The following is a 20,092-nucleotide window of genomic DNA, read 5'->3' as shown; positions in this document are numbered from 1 at the left end:
AAAGAAATTAACAGTGAATAAATACTTTTTATTTTTTTATAATGAATTGATAACGAACTACAAGTAAGCCAAACAGTCCTTTATACGCCAGGTTTTACTTGTATTTATTTCAAAAATATTTATCCCATAAAAAAAGGAACAAACGGTCGTGTTTGTTCCTTTACATTCATAACGCAAAATTTAATGTCATACAGCCTTAATAGCCAAATATTTTGTTCCTAAATAAGTTATAGGTATGACGTAAATGATTATTAAATAATATCAATACAATAAAACACACTACAAATATCCCCAAGTAAGTAAATATCTCCATGTTCCCCAGCAATATACTCTGTGCCCGTACCGAACCATCTATTTGCCGAAATGCCAAGTTCGCAGCTTGGTCGGCCGGGTAACCCTTTGCTATAAAGCTCTGTGTTGCTGCCGCTATACGGCCTTCGGCGATAGGGTTCGTTCCTGTTACATATTGTGATAATGAAATATAGTGTTTACGCTGTAAGAATACTTGTAAGTTATGGGTGATGCAAAACCCAAGACTCGTACCCCAAAAACGGGTAGCCGCACCTGCACGGGTCGCATATTGCGATAAATGAGCCGGTGCCTGTGATACGATAAACAACACCAACGGCGTGAAAATAAATCCCACAGAAAAGCCTTGCAACATATAAGGTAAGGCTATGTCTTCAATCCCCACATCCAATTTATACAACCATCTAAACCAAAACAAATACACCGCCATTGCCGCAAAGGCGATGGAAAAAATATACCGTACGGGGAACTGCCGCGCTAATAACCATCCCGCCAATACTATGCCGATTACCACGCCTCCTGCATTTATCCATTGCACCCGTGCTATGTATAACTGCTCCCAATGCCACACTTGAACCATGGTAGCATGTACCATGTTCAAGGTAGCACGACAAGTATACAGCACAATAAATATTAACAAACCCGATCGTATGTTCGGATCTTTCAGTACATCAAAATTGAATAATGGTCGCTTTGCATACCGTTGGCGGAGTATGAATAACCCGCTGAATATTATGGTAACCGTTAATGATAACCGTATATCCCAAGCATGCAGCCAATACCGTTTTTCACCGTATACCAACACATAAGTGCCACATAGCAATACAGCCAATAACAGTATATACCCCGCATAATCAATTTGATAAAGTGGTAACGAACGGTGTAAGCGGTTATTATTAAAAATGAGCAATATGATCAACATCCCGAAAAGCTGAACGCCCACAGCCCCGTAAATCATATACCGCCAATCCCAACGATCTAATGTAAAGGCTACCATGTTCGCAATAATAGCCGGCGAACATAACAAGGTGCTGTAAAAGAACGAAAACACGATAATCCTCGCCGATTTCGACTTAAACCGCGTCAGTAATAATTGTATCATCACCCCGCCCGGCAAAGCCATCACTATACCATCAAATACCCGCAAAAATATAAATAGTGTAAAGTTCTTCACATACGCACTTAACATCAATGCCAATACCGATAAAACGCTAATGCCCAGCAAGTAATTCCGTGTAGCAAAGAAGCGGTAAAAACGGTTTTCTATCAACATAGTGGCAATCAATGCACCATATGTGATCGACATGATGAATTGCATGTCCTCCGGTTCTACACCCAAATACCCCGATGTATAAGTAGCATTCGAGTTGTATAAACCAAGCAGCACAGTCGATGGCAAAGTACAGAACACAAGTCCTGCTTTGATCAACCAACCCGGTATGGATTCTCTAAAAACTGATCCGGCTTTCATGCTGCTTCCTTACTTTTTATCTTTTACGGTCACCACTACGTTCATCCCTGCACGCATAATCTGCGTAATAGTATCGCTATCACTCAACTCAATACGAACAGGAATACGCTGTTCAATCTTCACGAAGTTACCCGTTGCATTATCGGGTGGTAATAAGCTAAACTTTGCACCACTAGCGGGAGAAAGTGAGCCTACCACACCATGGAAAGTTTCATTGCCTAAAGCATCTACTTTAAAGGTAACGGGCTGACCAACATATAAATTCTTTACCTGTGTTTCTTTGAAATTCGCTGTTATCCATTTCTCTTTACTAACCATGGAAACCAATGTTTGTCCTTCTTTCACAAGTTGGCCCGGTTGTATTGTTTTCTTTCCCACCCAGCCATCATAAGGAGCAATTACCACCGTATATGATAAGAAGAGTGAAGCATTTTGCACCGCAGCCTCTCTTGCCTTAATTACTGCTTGTGCAGAAGGAATGCGGGAAGAAGCTTCTGTTGTACTTACTTCGTTACTCACAATACTGTTCTGTATTTCTCTATAATGTGCCTTCGCAGATTCGTAGGTAGCTTTTGCTTGTTCGAATTGTTGTTCTGTTACGGCCTCTTCTTTTAATAAATTATTGTAACGATTGTAATCCTGTTCAGCCTTCCATAATTGTGCTTTCGATGCATCTAGTTGCGCCTTACGCACAGCAATAGTGCTGCTTGATGCAGATACACCCTCTTGCAATACGTTAATGTTTTTTTGCGCCGTTTCTAAATCGGCTTCTGCCATCGCCAGCTTAGATGCATTTTCGCGGTTGTCGATCACCACTAAGGTGTCGCCCTCATGTACAAACTGGTTTTCAATAAAGCGAACTTCCTTGATATACCCTGTAACACGACCGGCAATGGGTGTTATATATTGATCTATTTGCGCGTCGTTCGTTTGTTCGTGCGTACGGTAGAAAATGAAGAACCATACACCGGTAATAATACCGGCAATTACAAGCACAGAAGCGAGTGTAACGACAAGCGCATTAAAGAATTTTTTTCGTTTTTCGGTTTTTGGTGTTTCGTTTTGTTTCATATAACCTTTGGTAGTAAAATGCTGAATGTTGGATGAAAGAATTACAGTACGCCTATAGCATATTGTAATTCGTAGAACTTAATCTGTGTATCGATGCGTGCTGCGGATGCATTGAATTTAGCTTCCAGTAGCGAATTGTCGGCATCAATCATCTCGGTGATCAGTGCTAATTGGTTTAAGTATTTGTTTTTAACAATGCGGTAGTTTTCTGCTGCTTGTGCAATAGCCAAACGGGTTATGTCGATACGTTGAATGTATTCATTGTACTTTACCGATGCTTGGTGCACCCTGTTTTCTACCGCTTCTTTTACAGCGTCCATTTCTACTTCTTGTAAGTTGATAGCCTGTTCTGCAATGCTTACTTTCTTGCGGTTTTTGTAGAGGTTACTGATGTTGAAGCTGATGTCGACACCCGCCATGCCTAAACGGTACCAGTTGTTAGCCGGTGGGAAGAAGAAGTAGTTAGGATAATTTAAACCGTAACTACCGAAAAGTCCTACCGTTGGATAATATGCCGCTTTCGCGATACGTTTATCCGTTTCTTTTATTTTCACCTCTTGCGCTTGCATTTTCAGGTCATCTTGCATTTGCAGTGCCATGTGCAAATTGGCTTCGAATGAAGTAGTGGCAAAAGGTTCGTGAATAAGTTGATTGGTATCAATGTTGAAGTCGTCTTCCAATTCAAGTAGTACTTGTAATTGGTGTTTGGCGATGGCTACGTTGTTGGTAGCAGCTGTAAGATTTAGTTGTTGTTCGGAGAGTTGTAGTTCTGCTCGCAAGATTTCGTTGCGTGTAACCACGCCGTTTTTCTTGAGTGCTTGTACTTCTTTTAAACGGGCCTCTTCTTCCTTGATATTTTCGCGGATGAGTCGTTGCATTTCCATCATTTTGAAGATGGTGAGGTACAAACCTTTAATTTCCAAGCGTACGTTGCGCGCAGTTTTATTGGTATTAAGCTGTGCGAGTTCGAGTTCTTGTTTTGTTTTTTTGATGATGTGACTGATTTTGCCACCTGCATATACAGGCACACCGGCTTTCATCGTAAAATCTACCTTGTCGTAAATAGATTGAAATGTTTCGGGATCTTTTAAGCCTCGATCGTATTGAATCAAATCCGTTAAGCGGGCATACCCTGTATGTGCTTCAATATCTGGGATGCGTAGGTTTTTCGCATCATCGGCTTTGGTGCCGGCGATATTGGATTGAATCTTCGCAGCAGAAATATGCTTACTAACATCTTGCCCGCGTTCAAGAGCAGCATCAATCGTAAGAATAGGCGAGTTGGACTGTGCCAAAGTTTGGTTGTAAGAAAAAATGTAAAGCATCAGCCCGCTAAGCGTGGAGATGACGTACTTTTGCAAACAACACCTTTTGTGTTTCATACAATGTTCGTTCGTGTTTTTTCTAAATGTTTAACAATATCTACGCTCCTTAAGTTGATGTATGCACATAAAAAGTACCCCCGGCAATTTCATTGCCCGGAATTTGAATAGGTGTACTACGCTTTTCTTCTTCCAATTACGTGGTGCGTCCCATGAAGTGATATAGTATGGGTATGTGTGCGTGCAAGAACTAGGAGTTCCGGGATGTTTATAATTCCCGTTGTTCGATATGCAAAATTACGACGCCTTTAAAAGGTATGATTATTTAAATTAGTCAAACATTTATTCATTTCCGCCATGGTCAAAAAACTACCACATTTAGTCGAAGTCGACCGTTTTACAAGTGATGTGTATTGCAGCCATAACAAAATGCTGGAATTACACCTCCCCATGCACAAACACCAAAAAGGCCAATTCCTCTATACAGAAGGCGGTATCGTACACGTAGAAACGAAAACCAAGACCTATTTTATTCCCGCCCGCCATTTTATGTGGATCCCCCCACAACTAGAACACGGCATCAAAGCCAATAAACCCACCGTTGTTCTCCGTAACCTCTATTTCCCCGTAAAACAAAACGAACACCCCTTCTACCACGAAGTAGGCATTTACCCCGCCAACGACCTGCTTTTAGATATGCTCAACTACACCAAACAATGGACCGGTAAACACATCGACAAATCCCAAACCCGCGATTTCACCTTCATTATGGCCATTAAAGCCATCCTGCCCGATATTAGCAAATATAGTCTCCCCTTAGCCCTCCCATATCCCAAAGACAAACGTCTCCTAGAAATCATTCGCTACATCAACCAAAGCCTGGACGAACCCCTTTTATTCCCCGCCATCGCCAAAAAATTCGGCTTCTCCGAACGCTCCCTTTCCCGTCTCTTTCACCAGGACCTTGGCATCTCCTTCCTCCAATATACCAAAATCGCCCGCCTCATGCGCGCCCTAGAACTCATCCTAGAAAGCAAACTGAGCATCAACGAAATCAGCATGATGGTCGGCTACAGCAGCCTCCCCACCTTCAGTAACACCTTCAACAGCCTCCTAGGCGTCCGCCCCACCGAATACGTCAAACTCCGCGGCGTAGCCCGCGGCAAATAGCCTCCCAATCAAACCTTTCCCTATCCCCAACCTATAAATACCCTATTTCAACCATGTATCAACTAAGTAAACCCAAAGTAATCCCCAAGTAAACTCCAAGTAATCTCCATGTAAATTCCAAGTAAAACCATGTAGTTTCCATGTAAATCCATGTACTTACATAGTATCTTGATCGTATTCCCATCATATTTCTACGCATGTAGATATATATTCACCCATCCCAACCCATATCACCCCCTTGTAAATCACCAAGTTTACCCAATCCCTCCCAAATCCCATACAGAATCACCCCTCCACGGGCCATTAAAGACATCAAACACATCCCAAGCCCCCAAAAGACAAAAAGCCCGCATTTTCCCGTTCCAGTAATGGGTAAGGAAACTTGGTTATACGGGCACCCACCCCCCAACGCCTCATCCCCCCAAAAAGTCCCCCACATCCCAACGCCCCATCCCTGCAACACCCCCGTAGAACCACATTCCGAACCCATTACGGGGCCCTGGAGCGGCCCCGGAGCGACCATAGCAAACCAAGAAAATAAACATATAAGAAACCACCTGTACCTCCACTCATAAAAAATATCTTATACCCCCAACCCCCTCACGCCAAAAAAACTAACTTGCAAATCATGGAACTAGGTCACACATTCCCCCGGCTATTGCAAATCATGAACGATTTACGCGAAAAATGCCCTTGGGATCGCAAACAAACCATTCAAACATTACGACAACTCAGTATCGAAGAACTCTACGAACTCGCCGATGCCATTACCGAAGAAGATTGGAACGGTATCAAAGAGGAACTGGGCGATTTGCTCTTGCACTTGGTATTTTACGCCAAGATCGGTAGCGAACAAAACCGCTTTAACATAGATGATGTGATTACAGGTGTATGCGAGAAATTAATCGCCCGCCATCCACATATTTATGGCGATGTTGTTGTAGAGAATGAAGAGCAGGTGAAGCAGAATTGGGAGAAGTTGAAATTGAAAGAAGGGAAGAAGTCGGTACTGTCGGGTGTACCAAAATCACTGCCGGCATTGGTGAAAGCCATGCGTTTACAGGAAAAAGCCAAGCAAGTAGGCTTTGAATGGGATACAACAGAGCAAGTATACGCCAAAGTGCAGGAAGAAATGGGTGAGTTGCAGGAGGCTATCGCGGAACAAAACACAGAACATATAGAGGAAGAATTCGGCGACTTAATGTTTGCCCTTGTGAATTATTCCCGTTTCTTAAAGGTAGATGCAGAGAATGCCCTTGAGCGTACTAACAAGAAATTCATCTACCGTTTCCAGAAAATGGAGGAGATGGCGGCCGCAAAAGGCTTAACGCTGAGCGGGATGAGCCTTACAGAAATGGATGATTTATGGAATGAAGTGAAAAAAATAGGGAAATAGGCATATTTCTTGCGCACACCGCGAAGCATATTTATCACCTATAAAAATCGTCACCCCTGTTAGATATTAAAGAAATACGGTTGTTCGTCTTCCGGAACGGTTATTTGATCATTATTGCCCTGTGGATGTTTACGTTCGCTTTCGGGTTTAATAACTATTGGGCTTACTATTCCTCGCCGCAAGGGGTGCAGAAAAGTATCGAGAAATCCATTCATGCCAGCGAGCGCGAGTTCGAGCGGTTATCTACCGATACGCTCCTTATGCAACAGTTGCTGAACCGGCGCTATTCCTCGAGTGAACTTAGTTGGCTGTACCGGCAAGATTTGAACCTGTATACATATGATATCAGCAGTGAAGGGCAATGGCTGACGTTCTGGAGTACCAACTCCGTATTACCGGAAGGTTGGGCCGATAGACCGAAAGAAGGGATTTCATTCCAGCATCTACGGAACGGGTACTATGTAGAATTGGCGAAGAAAATAGGAGAGAAAGATGGTCACGAGCAATACCTCGTAGGATTAATTCCAGTACGCCTAGAGTACGCTATCAACAACAACTATCTCGTTAACCAGTTCTACAACAAATCGGCTATCGGGCAAGAATATACTATTCATACCCGCCCACCCGGTTTGCCTATTCTAAGTGAAACAAATACCCAAATACTCTTTTACTTATACTACGATGCAGGCTCGTTCATTCGGCCACCCAGCTTAGCCAGTGTATTGCTAATTACGTTCGGGTGCATCTGTATCCTTATTTTCATCAACCTATTTGCCACGTTATTGGCAAAGAAAGCCAACCCATTATGGGGCTTTTTATTATTGTTGGTGGTAGTCATCGGCTTTAGGGTACTCACATATGTATACCCATTCCCGTTCGATCTTACCACATTGAACCTTTTCTCGCCCACTATTTATGCAAAGGATGATGTATTTCGATCTTTGGGTGATTTGATGTTGAACGTATTACTCGTGTTCTGGTTGATCCTATTCTTCCGGCAACATGTGCGTACCATTAAACCTCCTGTAGTAAAGAAGAAATGGCAACTTTGGTTGATTATTGTATTAGCAGGGTTTGTGATGTACGTAGTAGGACAGTTCCTCTCTGATTTAATGCAGAGCTTGGTAATCGACTCGCGCATATCATTCGACGTAACTGATTTCTTTAGTTTAACAGAATACAGTGTAATTGGTACGATTGTGTTGGGCTTTGTGGCGATTAACTTCTTGTTCTTCTCACAAATCATTAACTACTTCTTAAACCAATTAACCAACTTCCAGCTCCGCAGTAAATACCTTTTCTTGGCCATTACCGGCTTATTGTGGTTGTTGTTGCGTATCAAAAACCCTGAAATAGGTTACTCTGTAGCCCTTATGATTTGGGTACTAGGTTACGTAGTATTACTCGATCTTCTCGCCCAAAAGTTTGAAGGCAGCCCCGCATCGGTGCCGTTCTTATTCTGGATGTTAGTAATGACCATCACCACCTCCGCTGTACTTATTTACTACAATGGCAAAAAAGAGTTATCAGTAAGAATGCGCATGGCAGAAAATATCTCCAAGCAAAAAGACCCTTACTTAGAAACCCTCATGGCCGATGTAGGAGAGCGCCTAGATACCGACGAATTCGTTACTTCCTTCTTCCTAAATAAATCGAAACGCTACCGCGACGAGCTCAAGAATGAATTAAAAACCAAGTATTTCAACGGTTATCTCAATAAGTTTAATACAACGATTTATACGTACGACGAGCATCAACAACCGTTATACAACGACGATTCTCTTACGTACGATACCTTCCAGCGCGTTATCTTCCCCGAATCGGAACTACCATCAACGGTAAGCGCAAAGGGATTGTATTATTATGAACGCAGCTTTGCCGATTATAGTTATATAGCCGAAAGGCGTATTATTAACCGCGAGGACAGCACTACATTGGGCTATGTAATTTACATGCTTACACCAGAAGTAGCACAAAAGGAAAAGCTATATCCCGAGTTATTAATCGAGGGCGACAACCTCGACCAGAATCGTGATCCCAATAGCAGTTATTCTTACGCTGTATACGACAAAGGTGTACTTGTAAATAACTACAACGATTACCCATTCGCCGTAAAGCTCTACGCTTCTGATATTCCCACCAGCGATTATCAACTAAAAAGCGAAAACGGCTATTCGTTATTATTCTATAAAGCCAGCAAGGATAAAGTGGCCGTTATTGTGAAGAAGAACCGTGCTTTCGCGGAATTCATCACCTTGTTCGCATACATGTTCTGCTTGTTCCTTATCATCATCGCTATTTACAGCATCTTCGATATACTCATCAAAGCACGTATGCGCGTGGGGAACCTACGGCAAATGTTGAACTTCAATATCCGCCGGAAGGTGCAGGGTACCATCATCTTCATTGTTGTATTTGCGTTTTTGGTGGTGGGTGTTACCACGATTCTTTTCTATATCGATCGCTACAAAACCGATAACCGGGAGAAACTCAGCAGTACCATGCACGAAATAGCGACGGATATAGAAGGTATATTCTCTACCCAGAAGATGTTCGATGCCATGGAAGGTATTTACGATCCTGTATTCCAACCCGAACTATTCAAAGCCATTACGAAGATCGCTGATGAACACAGTGTAGATATCAACATTTATGATACAGATGGGCAGCAACAACTAGGTACACAGCCATTGATTGCACAAAAAGGGTTACAATCTACCAAAATGGACCCGATGGCGTTTTACGAATTATCGGGCTTAAATAGGATACAATTTATACAGTCGGAAAGCATTGGTAAGCTCCAGTTTATTTCCGGCTATGTACCGTTACGCGAGAATGGCAATGTATTCGCCTACATTAACGTACCGTACTTCGCTACGCAAACGGAATTGAAGCAACAGATTTCAACTTTCTTAGTAACACTCATTATTATCAATGCCTTTATTTTCTTAATCGCGGGATTTGTGGCCATTGCCATTACGAATAGTATCACCAAATCATTCTCCTTAGTGGCAGCCCGCTTACGCAGTGTAAACCTCGATCAGCGGAACGATGAAATTGAATGGAATAAGAATGATGAAATCGGGGTACTGGTGAAGGAATATAACAAAATGGTACAGCAGCTTGAAGTAAGTGCCATGCGTTTAGCGAAGAGTGAAAGGGAAGGAGCTTGGCGAGAAATGGCCCGGCAAGTAGCCCACGAAATCAAGAACCCGCTGACTCCCATGAAGCTAAGTATCCAGTATTTACAACGAGCTATCGCCAATGATTCACCGGATGTAAAAGCGTTATCTAAAAAAGTAGCCAATACATTGGTAGAGCAAATTGAACACTTGTCGAACATAGCGAGTGATTTCTCGGCCTTTGCACGTATTAGTGAGGCTAATAACGAGATTGTATTACTTAACGAAATGTTACGTTCGCTTACCAGCTTATATGCCAGCTCGCCGGAATGCGAGGTTATTTACATGGAACCTACACAATCATTTTATGTGTGGGCCGATAAAACACAAATGAACCGTTTATTTACGAACCTACTCCTCAATGCTATCCAAGCAATGCCAGAAGAACAAATAGGAGAAGTACGTATCCAAATGCAATCGTCGGAAGAAAATAAGTTTGTGCTGGTGTCTGTAAAAGATAACGGGTCGGGTATTCCTGATGAAGTACGGCCGAAGATTTTTGTACCGAACTTCACTACTAAATCTTCCGGTACCGGTCTTGGACTTGCCATGTGTAAAAACATTGTAGAACAAGCACGCGGTGAAATCTGGTTCGAAACCCAAGCAGGTGTAGGCACTACTTTCTTCGTGCGTTTACCTTTGGTTGAAGGGGTGGCGGAGTAATGTTTCAATATAATTTTCAAAAAAACGTTTACATACAAAATGTAAACGTTTTTTTATGTAGTAACATGGTCTTAACATGTCGATATTAATCAAATGATATGTTGTAATAGTTCGTTATATGCATCTTTCATGGGCAGGTTTTCCTCGATGCACAGTTGTAGCCTGCTCGTAATCGTATTACTTTGTTGCAAGGGATTATAACCGGCTTTTGTAACAGTATGATAGTAGGCCCCAATACCGCGTTTCTGCCAATTGGGTACCTCGTTGTAATTTATGCCTGCTTGGAATAGTAATTCGTTTTTCTCTGCCTGTGTGAATGTCGATAGTTGGGCGGTAACGGCTTGGGCATCCATCCCAGTTTTTCGCATTGTCCAATAACAATAAGCATTTAGTGCATTACGGGCGGCATCCTCATTGCGCCAACGAAAATAATCTACAACCCAATCTTTGGTGGGGAATTGAATTATTCTACAATCGAACGTAGCTATTTGTCCGCATAACAAGGAGAACTTCGCGCTGGCTTCGGCGGCTAGGAGGGAGGTGTATTTGCGGATTTTACGACCATATACGCCTGTTTTTAGATCAAACAATAACGATAGCTCGTCGCTTTGTGTATAGCCGTAGGTTACTTTAAACCCTGTATTCATTAAGTGTTGTAAAGTAGCCAGCATGTTTTCTTTGAATTGAGGATCGAAGGGTTTTTCGAAATCGTTATTCTTCTTGGTGAATTGGGTAAACCCGCGGCCATCTAAACGAGCTACAATATACATACCAGGTAAAGCAACCGGGTCGTTCAGCGATTCGAATTGGCGGAGTAATTGGTCTAATTCTTCAAATTTCATGTGATGTAGGTTGAATGGTAAAAGTGTTGTCTTTGTTCATGGTAACTGTGTAGATTTCGTCGAAACCTTCACGATAGGTGGGGGGTACTAGTTTTTTAGCTGTGGCCCATATCTCTATAGGTTGAATATACGCTTTTCCTTCGCGTAATGCGTTCCGGCGTATACTTTCTTCCATTATGGCTTGCATACAGTTGTAGGTTAAACGTTTTAAATGGGTTTTGGGCGTATTGGATGAAGTGAAATAGTGAACAGGTAGACGAACCGAGCGTGGCAAGTAAAGCCCAAATCTAGCCTCTAACGCCCGTTTAATGGCAATAAAAAAACGCTGCTTCAATGAAGAAACAGCGTTAAAAATATTTTTGAGAGAGGATTTTGCTAGTTCTCTTTGCTGGTAAAACTTTCTTTGATTTTGTCCAGCAACTTCGACTCGATCATTTTCACTGCAAGGTTGATCATATTTTTGAAGGCGATGCCTTTAGAAATACCATGACCAATAATTACAGGTTCAGAAACGCCGAGTACAGGCGTGCCACCATAGCTTTCAAAATCAAAACGATCAAGGTATTCGTCGTTGATGTTGCGTTCTTTCGCAATATCATACATTGATTCTGCTAATTTCAACACAATGTTACCGGTAAAACCTTCACAAACAATTACATCTGCTTTTTCTCTGAAGACGTCGCGGCCTTCGATGTTGCCGATGAAGTTGATGTGTTTATTTTCCTTCAACAGTGGGAAAGTAGCTTGGGCAAGCAAGTTACCTTTACCTTCTTCTTCCCCGATATTTAACAAACCAACTTTTGGATTGTCGATACCAAGAATGCATTTGGCGTACAATGAGCCTAATACAGCGAATTGAGCAAGGTTTTCCGGTTTACAGTCGGCATTGATACCAACATCCAGCAAAGTTCCGAAGGTTCCATTTTGGCGGGGAACAGGTGTAGAGATTGTAGGTCGTTGAATTCCATCAATAGGTTTAATAGAATAGATCGCGCCTACCATCATCGCACCGGTGTTACCTGCACTAATGAAAGCGTCGATTTTCTTGTGTTGGAGAAGGTAAAAGCCGATGGCAATCGAAGATTGCTGCTTTTCCTTAAGCGCTTTGGTAGGATGCTCATCCATCCCAATTACTTGGGATGAATGAACAATCGAATATTTTGATTGGTCCAACTGCGCTTCTGCTAATAATGGTAATAAGGCTTGCTCATCACCAATCAACACCAGGTGCGCATTTGTAGCAACGGTGTCTAAAAATAGCTTTACTCCTTTTACAGCTTCTAGGGGCGCAAAGTCGCCACCCATCATATCAAGCCCGATTCTCATGCAACTAAATATTTGTCTGTTAGCTCGGGTGTAAAAATAGTAAAATTATTTAGTAGTGTTGGCTTGTTTTTCCAATACAACTTTACCTTTGTAGAACAACTTATTTTCTACCCAATGAGCACGGTGTCTCAGATGCACTTCGCCAGTAGCGCTGTCTGTACTTAAAGTATCAGCCACTGCTTTGTAATGCGTTCTTCTCTTCGCTGATCTTTGCTGAGAATGTCTGCGTTTAGGATTTGGCATTTTATTTAGTTTTTAATTGTCCAGATTAATATTAATTGTCTTTAAATTTCTCCAATCCTTTCCAGATTGGGTTGGAAGCCTCATTTGATTGCTGTCGCATTTGCTCCAGCATTTCTAGTACCTTCGGATCGCAACCACTCTTTCCATTTTCATCATCAGGGTGTATACGCTGCATCGGGATACTCAAATTTACAAATTCATATATCCAATCCGCCACGTTTACATGTGATTCCGTTTGCGAAATATATCGCACATCCGGATCCTCCTCCTGGTTCATCTCATCAGGATTTTCTACCAATTTAACTACTTGGTCGAAGTCATCCCAAAGTTGCATCTCGAACGGCTGACCGCAACGGTCGCACGTTACAGTAACCTTTCCGCCAATTTCAAACTTCAACATGAAGAAGTTACTCTTCTTGTCGAAGGTTAACTTTACAGTTGCATCGCAATCCGTAAAGTCTTGTTGGCCATAGTTTTCAAAGAAACTATCTTTAATTTCGTACTGAAACGTATGAACCCCGGGTTTTAGACCAACAAAGGCTATGTCAAATTCACGGAGTTGTTTCATAACAAAAATCCTCGCTTTTAGAGGGATGCAAAGGTAATTAAATATTTGCAAATGCAAAAATTTCGGTAAATTAACCTCTGCATTCTAATTTAATATATAAATATTTGTAAAAATATCAGATATTTACCCTTAGCCACTTAGCTCAGTTAACGATCCATTAAATAGGCATTTTCGGTGTGTTGAAAAATCTATGGAACCCTGTAAATATCCCTATCTTTTTAATTATATGACTATCAAAGGCAGATCCAGCTTACTTAAAAACTCTCTTTCCGGAAAAAGCCCCAACGGCAAATTTCACGGCGAGAAGCCCGCGATCCTGTCCTTACCCATTATCACTTTCCTCCAAAATACAAACGCCGGTATCATTGTAACAGATGAACGTCACCGTTTTATCTGGGCAAACGACGTTTACCTGGATTATTTTGTCAATCTACCCACTTTTGTAGGCGAATTCTTTCAGCAACCCTATCAAAACGTTATCGAATACATGAAATCTTACATGTTATTTCCCGGTGCGTTCGAAACGAAAATGAAAGAACTCCGCAAAAAGAAAAAGCCACATTTTGGGTGGGAACTGCTTTTTGCCGATAACGCGATACGCGAAGTTAGCTATATCCCCGTATTCGAAAAAAACAGTTTCCAAGGCAGTATATGGCAAATTGTTGACGTAACCAAACAAAAGCGTGAGCAACAAGCTATTAAAGATTACGCAAACCGCTATAATGTGGTGCTAAACCAGCTGAATGCCGCTATTTGCGAAACCGACATCCACGGTAACATTACCAGCGTTCACCATAGCTTTTGTAGAATGTCGGGCTATACGGAAGAAGAAGTAATCGGTAAAAACATTACCAACCTCTTTGTACCGGAAGAACACCGCGAATACGCTCACAACCTCCGTAAATACCGTGTAGATAAGGACGTGCCCCTGTTGTACGATATGGAAATTGTGCTGAAAGACGGCTCCCGCAAATGGGTATTGGCCAGCTCCAGTAATATTTATGATGCCAACGGCAAGCCTATTGGCGGCGTTGGGATTCATATGGACATTACCGCCCAAAAGAACCAACAAAAAGAACTCGAAATAGCCCGCCATGCGGCAGAAGAAGCGCAAAGGATTCAAAAAGAGTTCCTGGCCAATATGAGCCACGAAATCCGCACCCCGCTTAACGCGATCATCGGGATGGCTCACCTACTAGGGGAAACGGAACTGTCGGACGAGCAGAAGGAATACATTAAAATCCTTAAACATTCGTCGGATATTTTGCACGGCCTTATTACCGATATCCTTGATATTTCTAAAATTGAAGCCGGCAAGCTGGAAGTGAACCCAAGGGAGTTCGATTTACGGGAACTGGTGCAATCGATGCGTAATTCCTTCCAATTAAAATTGGCCCAGCGCCCGATACAGCTCACCGTGGAGGTCGACAAGCGCTTGAATACCCTTTTATTGGGCGACGATATGTTGTTGAACCAAATTCTCATGAATTTGATGGGGAATGCCGAGAAATTCACGAAAGAGGGGGAGATTGCGTTGAAAGTTATACTGGATAAGATTGTAGGGAACGTGGTATGGGTGAAATTCCGTGTATGTGATACGGGTATTGGGATTCAGAAAGATAAATTGGAATTGATTTTCCAAAACTACAAGCAAGCAGAAAAGGACATCCGCGAGCGCTATGGTGGTACCGGCTTAGGTTTGGCTATTGCTAAGCAGTTGGTAGAATTACAGGGCGGCCAGATAGGTGTAGAAGAAGAACCTGTGTATACTACCTGCTTTTGTTTTAACTTGCCATTTACCGATACGAGTAAACCCCTTATGGCATCCGCTGAGTTTGAAAATAAATACGCAAGAATAAACTTCGGTACTTCAAAAGTTTTGGTGGTTGAAGACAACCAAATGAACCTGAAGTACATTATTAGTTTGTTAGAAAAGTATAAAATTGATTACCAATTGGCTACCAATGGCCCGGATGCATTGTATTTCTTGAATTCGAAGCATTTCGACTTGGTACTAATGGATATACGCATACCTGGGATGGATGGCTTTGAGCTAGCAAAAAAGATCCGGGAAGACGAGAGCAAACCAAACGTAGCCACCCCAGTAATTGCCACCACCGCTGCCGCCATGCCCAGCACCGTTGCTAAAGCACGCATGATTGGCATCACCGATATATTAACTAAACCTTACACACCTGATCAATTATTACAGGTGCTTAATAAATATTTGAACGAAGACGAAACAGAATTTATAATGGAAGTCCAAAACATCAGTGGTTACGAATTCCATCCCAGCCTGGATGTACGCTACTTAAATACCTTGTACGAAAGCAATATCAGCTACGCGATCGACCTATTTGATATTTTCGTCCAAACGATCTTAGACGAACTGGAAAAACTCCACGTAACGGTTAAAAACCGCGACGTAGACCAACTCAAGTTCCAAGTCCACAAAATCAAACCTAACTTCTCTATGGTAGGCCTAACGTGGGTTACCCAAAAAATGGAGAATTTAGAATTATACCTTCGTTCCCACCAAGATTTCGAAGAAATCGACCACATGCTCCAAGACGCCAATACCGAAGTAAAAAAATTCTTCCCAATCATCGAAGAAGAACTCAAAAAAATGCAAGCCTTCCTCAACCAGTAGGAATATGGATATAAAATATAAATTGAAAGGGTCTCTATTCAATAGAGACCCTTTCAATTTTATAATGATATAATACTATATTTCCCTATTAATACTTTCCACACCCGAACTCCATACTAATGCCAACAACAGAAAACGATTCTGAAAAATCAATTTTAAGCCCTATTAATAGCATGAAGCCACACTTTGGTTAACCTTTTGGTATGTAGTATAAAGTCCCTTAAAAACGCCTAAGAACCATCATTTTCCCCAAATCCTTTCCCACACTACAAAAAGCCCCAAAATGTCGACTTTTAAGCCCTAAACCTCATACCACAAACCCTTTCAGCCCAAACTGTCGACAAACACTCGGTAAACCCCGGTCAACTTTCCATCCCAATTCAACAAAATGTCACATTAATATACCATTAGGGTAAATTATTTCTTAAAACAACCCCGAAACATGGGATATATATCCTACATATTGGAAAAACATTGACCTAACATTGGAAGAACATTGGAAGAACATTAGAAGATATTACTAGTGCATAACAGCAACCTTACAATCACTTCAACATCAACCCATTAAAAAAATATCCAATACTGCACGCACAATTCACCTAAAAACCACCCCAACAAAACAGGCACCACAAAGCACCCAATGCCCTTCACCACAGTAGCACCAAAGCCCCATCAACATCCCGATAAAACGGCGACGCAGTCTTTCGCCGTTTTTCCTCCTTTCTTTGGTTACTTTCTTTGGAGAAGCAAAGAAAGTAACAAATAGGATGATGACTAAAAAAACTAACCTGCCATTAATAAGAAAACTACCCGGAAAGGAAAAACCCTCTTAAGATTCCCCTCACACCCCTTGTAACACCTCTTTAATACTATTATAATAACTCCCTCCAAACAAAATGTAATGCACCAGCAAAGGATACAACTGGCAAATGCCAATCCGCTGTTGCCAGCCTGGCGCTAAAGGAGCAGCTGCTTGGTAAGCGAGGTAAAACCTGTTATCGAAACCACCGAATAGGCGGGTCATCGCTAAATCCATTTCTCTATGGCCATAGTAAATAGCGGGGTCGTACATATAAGCAGCACCAGATTTACCCACCATGAAATTACCCGACCACAAATCGCCGTGTAATAGGGAAGAGGGGCTATCGGGAAAAATCTGTGGTAAACGTTTGCAGAGGGCTTCAATTTGTACGAGCATCCCTTTTTCCATGTGATGTTTATCGTACGCTAAACGTGCCAAGGGAATGAGGCGATTGAAAGCATAGAACACCGGCCAACTGGTATAAGGGGTATTATATTGTTTTAAAGTGCCGATGTAATTCGATTCGTAGAAGCCGAAGAAAGGCTTGGTGTGTTGATGTAATTGGGACAGTTGTTGCCCAAATTCTTCCCAGAAGGAAGAGCGGGCGGCGTCTTTTTGAATATATTCAGTAATAAGAAAAGCAGTATCATGTAGTACGCCATGCATCATAGGTTGCGGCACAGCTACTGTATTGGTAGCCCTCAAAGCCTCCAGGCCAACAAACTCGCGCTGGAAAAGTTGCGGGTATTTTTTCGCATTGTTCAGTTTAACAAACCAATTACCTTCATTGGTTTCCACGCGGTACGATTCATTAATATCTCCGCCGTATATTTTTTCTGAACGATTAATCTGTATTTTCACTGCAAATTTAGCCGTCATTTCAGTGGCTAAGCTTTGGAGTAATTTTTCATCCATCATAGTCCCTTTATATTATGGAGAACCGCATCAATTATAAATTTATCATCATTAGGATAGCCTTCACTTTGCTGGGAATTGTGCTATTACAATTCTTTATCAACGCAAATGTTACACTAGCTAATTTTTATTTTCATAGGTGGTATAGTTCAATTAGTACAGGTTTGCGATATGTTTTGGGTAAAGTGCCATTTAGTATCGGCGATGTAATATACACAATATGGATCTTAGTTGCCATAGGTTTTTTCATCCGGTTAATTATTTTATTGGTAAAAAGACAATGGAAGACAAGCGGTTATACAATATTAAAAGCTATACATAGTGTAATGGTCTTGTACTTGGCATTCTTATTATTATGGGGATTCAATTACCAGCGTAATTCTTTAGCCGATGATTTTGATTTGCCTTTGAAAGATGATTACAGTGCCAACGACTTATACAAGTTAGCCGATACCCTTGTACAACTAGCCAATGCCAATAAGCTGGAAGTGGCGGCGTTGGATAGCTTAGCGCCCAAACAAATGTTCGACATGGCTGCTGCGGGTTTCGATTCATTAACCAGTACTTATCCTTCTCTCCGGTATAAACATCCTTGTGTGAAGTCGTCGTTGTATAATAATTGGTTAAACTACATGGGTGTAACAGGGTATTTGAATCCTTTTACATTGGAAGCGCAAGTGAATACGAGCGTACCGGGGTTCGTATTGCCGTTTACTACTTGTCATGAAATTGGTCACCAATTGGGATACGCCCCTGAAGAAGACGCTAACTTCGTAGGGTACATAGTAGCTTCGCAACACCCGGATGCGCGTTTTCGGTATGCAGCTAATTTCGAGATGTTGATTTATAGTGTAAAGCAATTGCGCCGGGTAGATACTACATTGTATAGGCAAGCATGGGAGAAAGTGTTGCCGGCTATAAAAGACGACTACCGAACCTTGAGAACCTTTTATATGGGTTACCAAAGCCCGGTAGACGAATATTCGTACATTTTGTACGATCAGTATTTAAAGGCCAACAACCAGGATAAGGGTGTGGCTAGTTATAGCGAAGTAGTAGGATGGTTAATCGCGTATTTCAAGAAAGAGAAATGGGCGGTTAGTTCATCATCAACACGTTCACACTACGCTGTAGGATATTGAAGGCGATTTCTGCCATCAGGTTTTCACGGTCGAGCGTAGGGTTTACTTCTGTTATTTCGAAGCAACAGATTTTACGGTGTTGCATAAATTTGGATACAAGATCTTCCGCTTCCCTTTCGCGTAAGCCATTGCTTACCGGGGTGCCGGTGCCTTTAGAAATGGAAGAATCTAAGCTATCTACATCAAAGGAAACGTAGAGCATATCGCAATCGCTCAAATAGCGGAATACGCTGCGGGCGATGTTTTCAGGACCTTTGCGACGAACTTCGCTTGTTGTGATAACCTTCATGCCGTGTTTTTTGATGAGGTATTCTTCCTCTTTTTCGTAATCGCGTAGCGATATAAACACGATATCTTCCGGCGATACTTTCGGTGCAATTTTACCGATATTTTTCAAAGCGTTCCACATCTTGGCGGTATTATCATCTACCTCGTGCACTTTATTGTCTTCGTTATCTTCAGCGATAGCAGTAGCTAACGGCATACCATGCATATTACCCGATGGAGTGGTGTAAGGCGTATGTAAATCCGCATGGGCATCAATCCAAATAACGCCCAATTTCGAGCCGGGGCGGGCCATTTTCAAACCGGCAATAGTGGCGCCGGCGGTGCTATGGTCGCCGCTTAATACAATAGGGAACCAGTTTTGTTTTACGGTGTCGGCTACACTTTTGCTGATGCGCTCGTAGAGGGCTAGTGTACCCTTAATGCGTTTAGCGTAGGGCGATTCTATAGGTTCGAAGAGTAGTTTATTTTCCGTTTCAATTTCTTCTGTAGGAAAGTGCACAAAAAAATTACTCATAAAATCGAGCGCGGCAATTTTAATGGCGTCTACGCCAAGACTTGCGCCCCGCGTGCCAGCGCCGATTTCCGACTTTACTTCTATGATCTTAATGTTCTTCATATATTGGCAAGCTACTTGTTTTTACTGTAACTCCCAAGGCAGCTAGTGTTACAATATGATGATGAAATAGGAGGTATCTAAAACAAAGAACCGCTAGCAAAGTTGCTAACGGTTCC

The 20,092-nt window shown here is 42.0% G+C and carries 15 protein-coding genes; 5 read left to right on the top strand and 10 right to left on the bottom strand.

The window, feature by feature from the left end; all coding sequences use genetic code 11:
* Window positions 1-196: 196 nt before the first annotated feature.
* Genes LX64_RS16365 through LX64_RS16355 form a run of 3 tightly spaced genes read right to left on the bottom strand, consistent with a single transcriptional unit; the run spans window position 197 to window position 4,212 of the window.
* Window positions 197-1,780, bottom strand: coding sequence for an MFS transporter (locus tag LX64_RS16365; protein WP_111598765.1), 1,584 nt, complete (start codon window positions 1,778-1,780; stop codon window positions 197-199).
* A 9-nt stretch (window positions 1,781-1,789) separates the two neighbouring features.
* Window positions 1,790-2,851, bottom strand: a complete 1,062-nt coding sequence (locus tag LX64_RS16360) for an HlyD family secretion protein (RefSeq protein WP_111598764.1) — start codon at window positions 2,849-2,851, stop codon at window positions 1,790-1,792.
* Window positions 2,852-2,892: 41 nt separating this feature from the next.
* Window positions 2,893-4,212 carry a TolC family protein gene (locus tag LX64_RS16355; RefSeq protein WP_211324831.1) on the bottom strand — a complete coding sequence of 440 codons (1,320 nt, stop codon included), beginning with the start codon at window positions 4,210-4,212 and terminating at the stop codon, window positions 2,893-2,895.
* A 369-nt stretch (window positions 4,213-4,581) separates the two neighbouring features.
* Here LX64_RS16355 and LX64_RS16350 point away from each other — a divergent pair, with 369 nt between their 5' ends.
* The 3 genes from LX64_RS16350 to LX64_RS16335 all read left to right on the top strand — a co-directional run bounded on the left by LX64_RS16350 (window position 4,582) and on the right by LX64_RS16335 (window position 10,584).
* Window positions 4,582-5,343 carry a helix-turn-helix domain-containing protein gene (locus tag LX64_RS16350; protein WP_211324830.1) on the top strand — a complete coding sequence of 254 codons (762 nt, stop codon included), beginning with the start codon at window positions 4,582-4,584 and terminating at the stop codon, window positions 5,341-5,343.
* A 628-nt stretch (window positions 5,344-5,971) separates the two neighbouring features.
* Window positions 5,972-6,739, top strand: coding sequence for a nucleoside triphosphate pyrophosphohydrolase (mazG, locus tag LX64_RS16340; protein ID WP_111598760.1), 768 nt, complete (start codon window positions 5,972-5,974; stop codon window positions 6,737-6,739).
* 125 nt (window positions 6,740-6,864) lie between these two features.
* Entirely contained in the window at window positions 6,865-10,584 is a 3,720-nt protein-coding gene (locus LX64_RS16335; protein ID WP_111598759.1) for a sensor histidine kinase, read from the top strand.
* An 89-nt stretch (window positions 10,585-10,673) separates the two neighbouring features.
* Here LX64_RS16335 and LX64_RS16330 read toward each other — a convergent pair whose 3' ends face one another.
* From LX64_RS16330 to LX64_RS16310, 5 genes are all read right to left on the bottom strand, one after another.
* Window positions 10,674-11,426 (bottom strand): tRNA(His) guanylyltransferase Thg1 family protein, encoded by a 753-nt coding sequence (locus LX64_RS16330; protein WP_111598758.1) that lies wholly within the window; start codon window positions 11,424-11,426, stop codon window positions 10,674-10,676.
* Window positions 11,416-11,613, bottom strand: coding sequence for a hypothetical protein (locus tag LX64_RS16325; protein WP_111598757.1), 198 nt, complete (start codon window positions 11,611-11,613; stop codon window positions 11,416-11,418). The genes LX64_RS16330 and LX64_RS16325 overlap by 11 nt, the downstream gene beginning before the upstream one ends.
* A 188-nt stretch (window positions 11,614-11,801) precedes the next feature.
* On the bottom strand, window positions 11,802-12,752 hold the full coding sequence (plsX, locus tag LX64_RS16320) for a phosphate acyltransferase PlsX (RefSeq protein ID WP_111598756.1): 951 nt from the start codon (window positions 12,750-12,752) through the stop codon (window positions 11,802-11,804).
* A 45-nt stretch (window positions 12,753-12,797) separates the two neighbouring features.
* On the bottom strand, window positions 12,798-12,995 hold the full coding sequence (rpmF, locus tag LX64_RS16315; protein WP_111598755.1) for a 50S ribosomal protein L32: 198 nt from the start codon (window positions 12,993-12,995) through the stop codon (window positions 12,798-12,800).
* A 31-nt stretch (window positions 12,996-13,026) separates the two neighbouring features.
* The gene (locus LX64_RS16310) at window positions 13,027-13,563 is read right to left on the bottom strand and encodes a YceD family protein (RefSeq protein ID WP_111598754.1); all 537 of its coding nucleotides are present in this window, start codon (window positions 13,561-13,563) and stop codon (window positions 13,027-13,029) included.
* A 226-nt stretch (window positions 13,564-13,789) separates the two neighbouring features.
* Here LX64_RS16310 and LX64_RS16305 point away from each other — a divergent pair, with 226 nt between their 5' ends.
* The gene (locus LX64_RS16305; RefSeq protein WP_158538647.1) at window positions 13,790-16,213 is read left to right on the top strand and encodes a PAS domain-containing hybrid sensor histidine kinase/response regulator; all 2,424 of its coding nucleotides are present in this window, start codon (window positions 13,790-13,792) and stop codon (window positions 16,211-16,213) included.
* A gap of 841 nt (window positions 16,214-17,054) precedes the next feature.
* Here LX64_RS16305 and LX64_RS16300 read toward each other — a convergent pair.
* Window positions 17,055-17,933, bottom strand: coding sequence for a fructosamine kinase family protein (locus LX64_RS16300; RefSeq protein WP_111598752.1), 879 nt, complete (start codon window positions 17,931-17,933; stop codon window positions 17,055-17,057).
* A 14-nt stretch (window positions 17,934-17,947) separates the two neighbouring features.
* On the opposite strand from LX64_RS16300, the gene LX64_RS16295 reads away from it, so the two are divergent.
* Window positions 17,948-19,072, top strand: coding sequence for a DUF3810 domain-containing protein (locus tag LX64_RS16295; RefSeq protein ID WP_111598751.1), 1,125 nt, complete (start codon window positions 17,948-17,950; stop codon window positions 19,070-19,072).
* Here the strand turns inward: LX64_RS16295 and LX64_RS16290 are convergent.
* Window positions 19,029-19,976: an arginase gene (locus LX64_RS16290; protein WP_111598750.1), complete on the bottom strand. Its 948-nt coding sequence runs from the start codon at window positions 19,974-19,976 to the stop codon at window positions 19,029-19,031. The two genes, LX64_RS16295 and LX64_RS16290, sit on opposite strands and share 44 nt — an antisense overlap.
* Between the last annotated feature and the right edge of the window lie 116 nt (window positions 19,977-20,092).

The sequence above is a fragment of the Chitinophaga skermanii genome, assembly GCF_003259335.1.
Classification (GTDB): Bacteria; Bacteroidota; Bacteroidia; order Chitinophagales; family Chitinophagaceae; genus Chitinophaga; species Chitinophaga skermanii.
The sequence above is the reverse complement of the archived record's forward strand: the minus strand, read 5'-3'. Positions and strand labels throughout refer to the sequence as shown.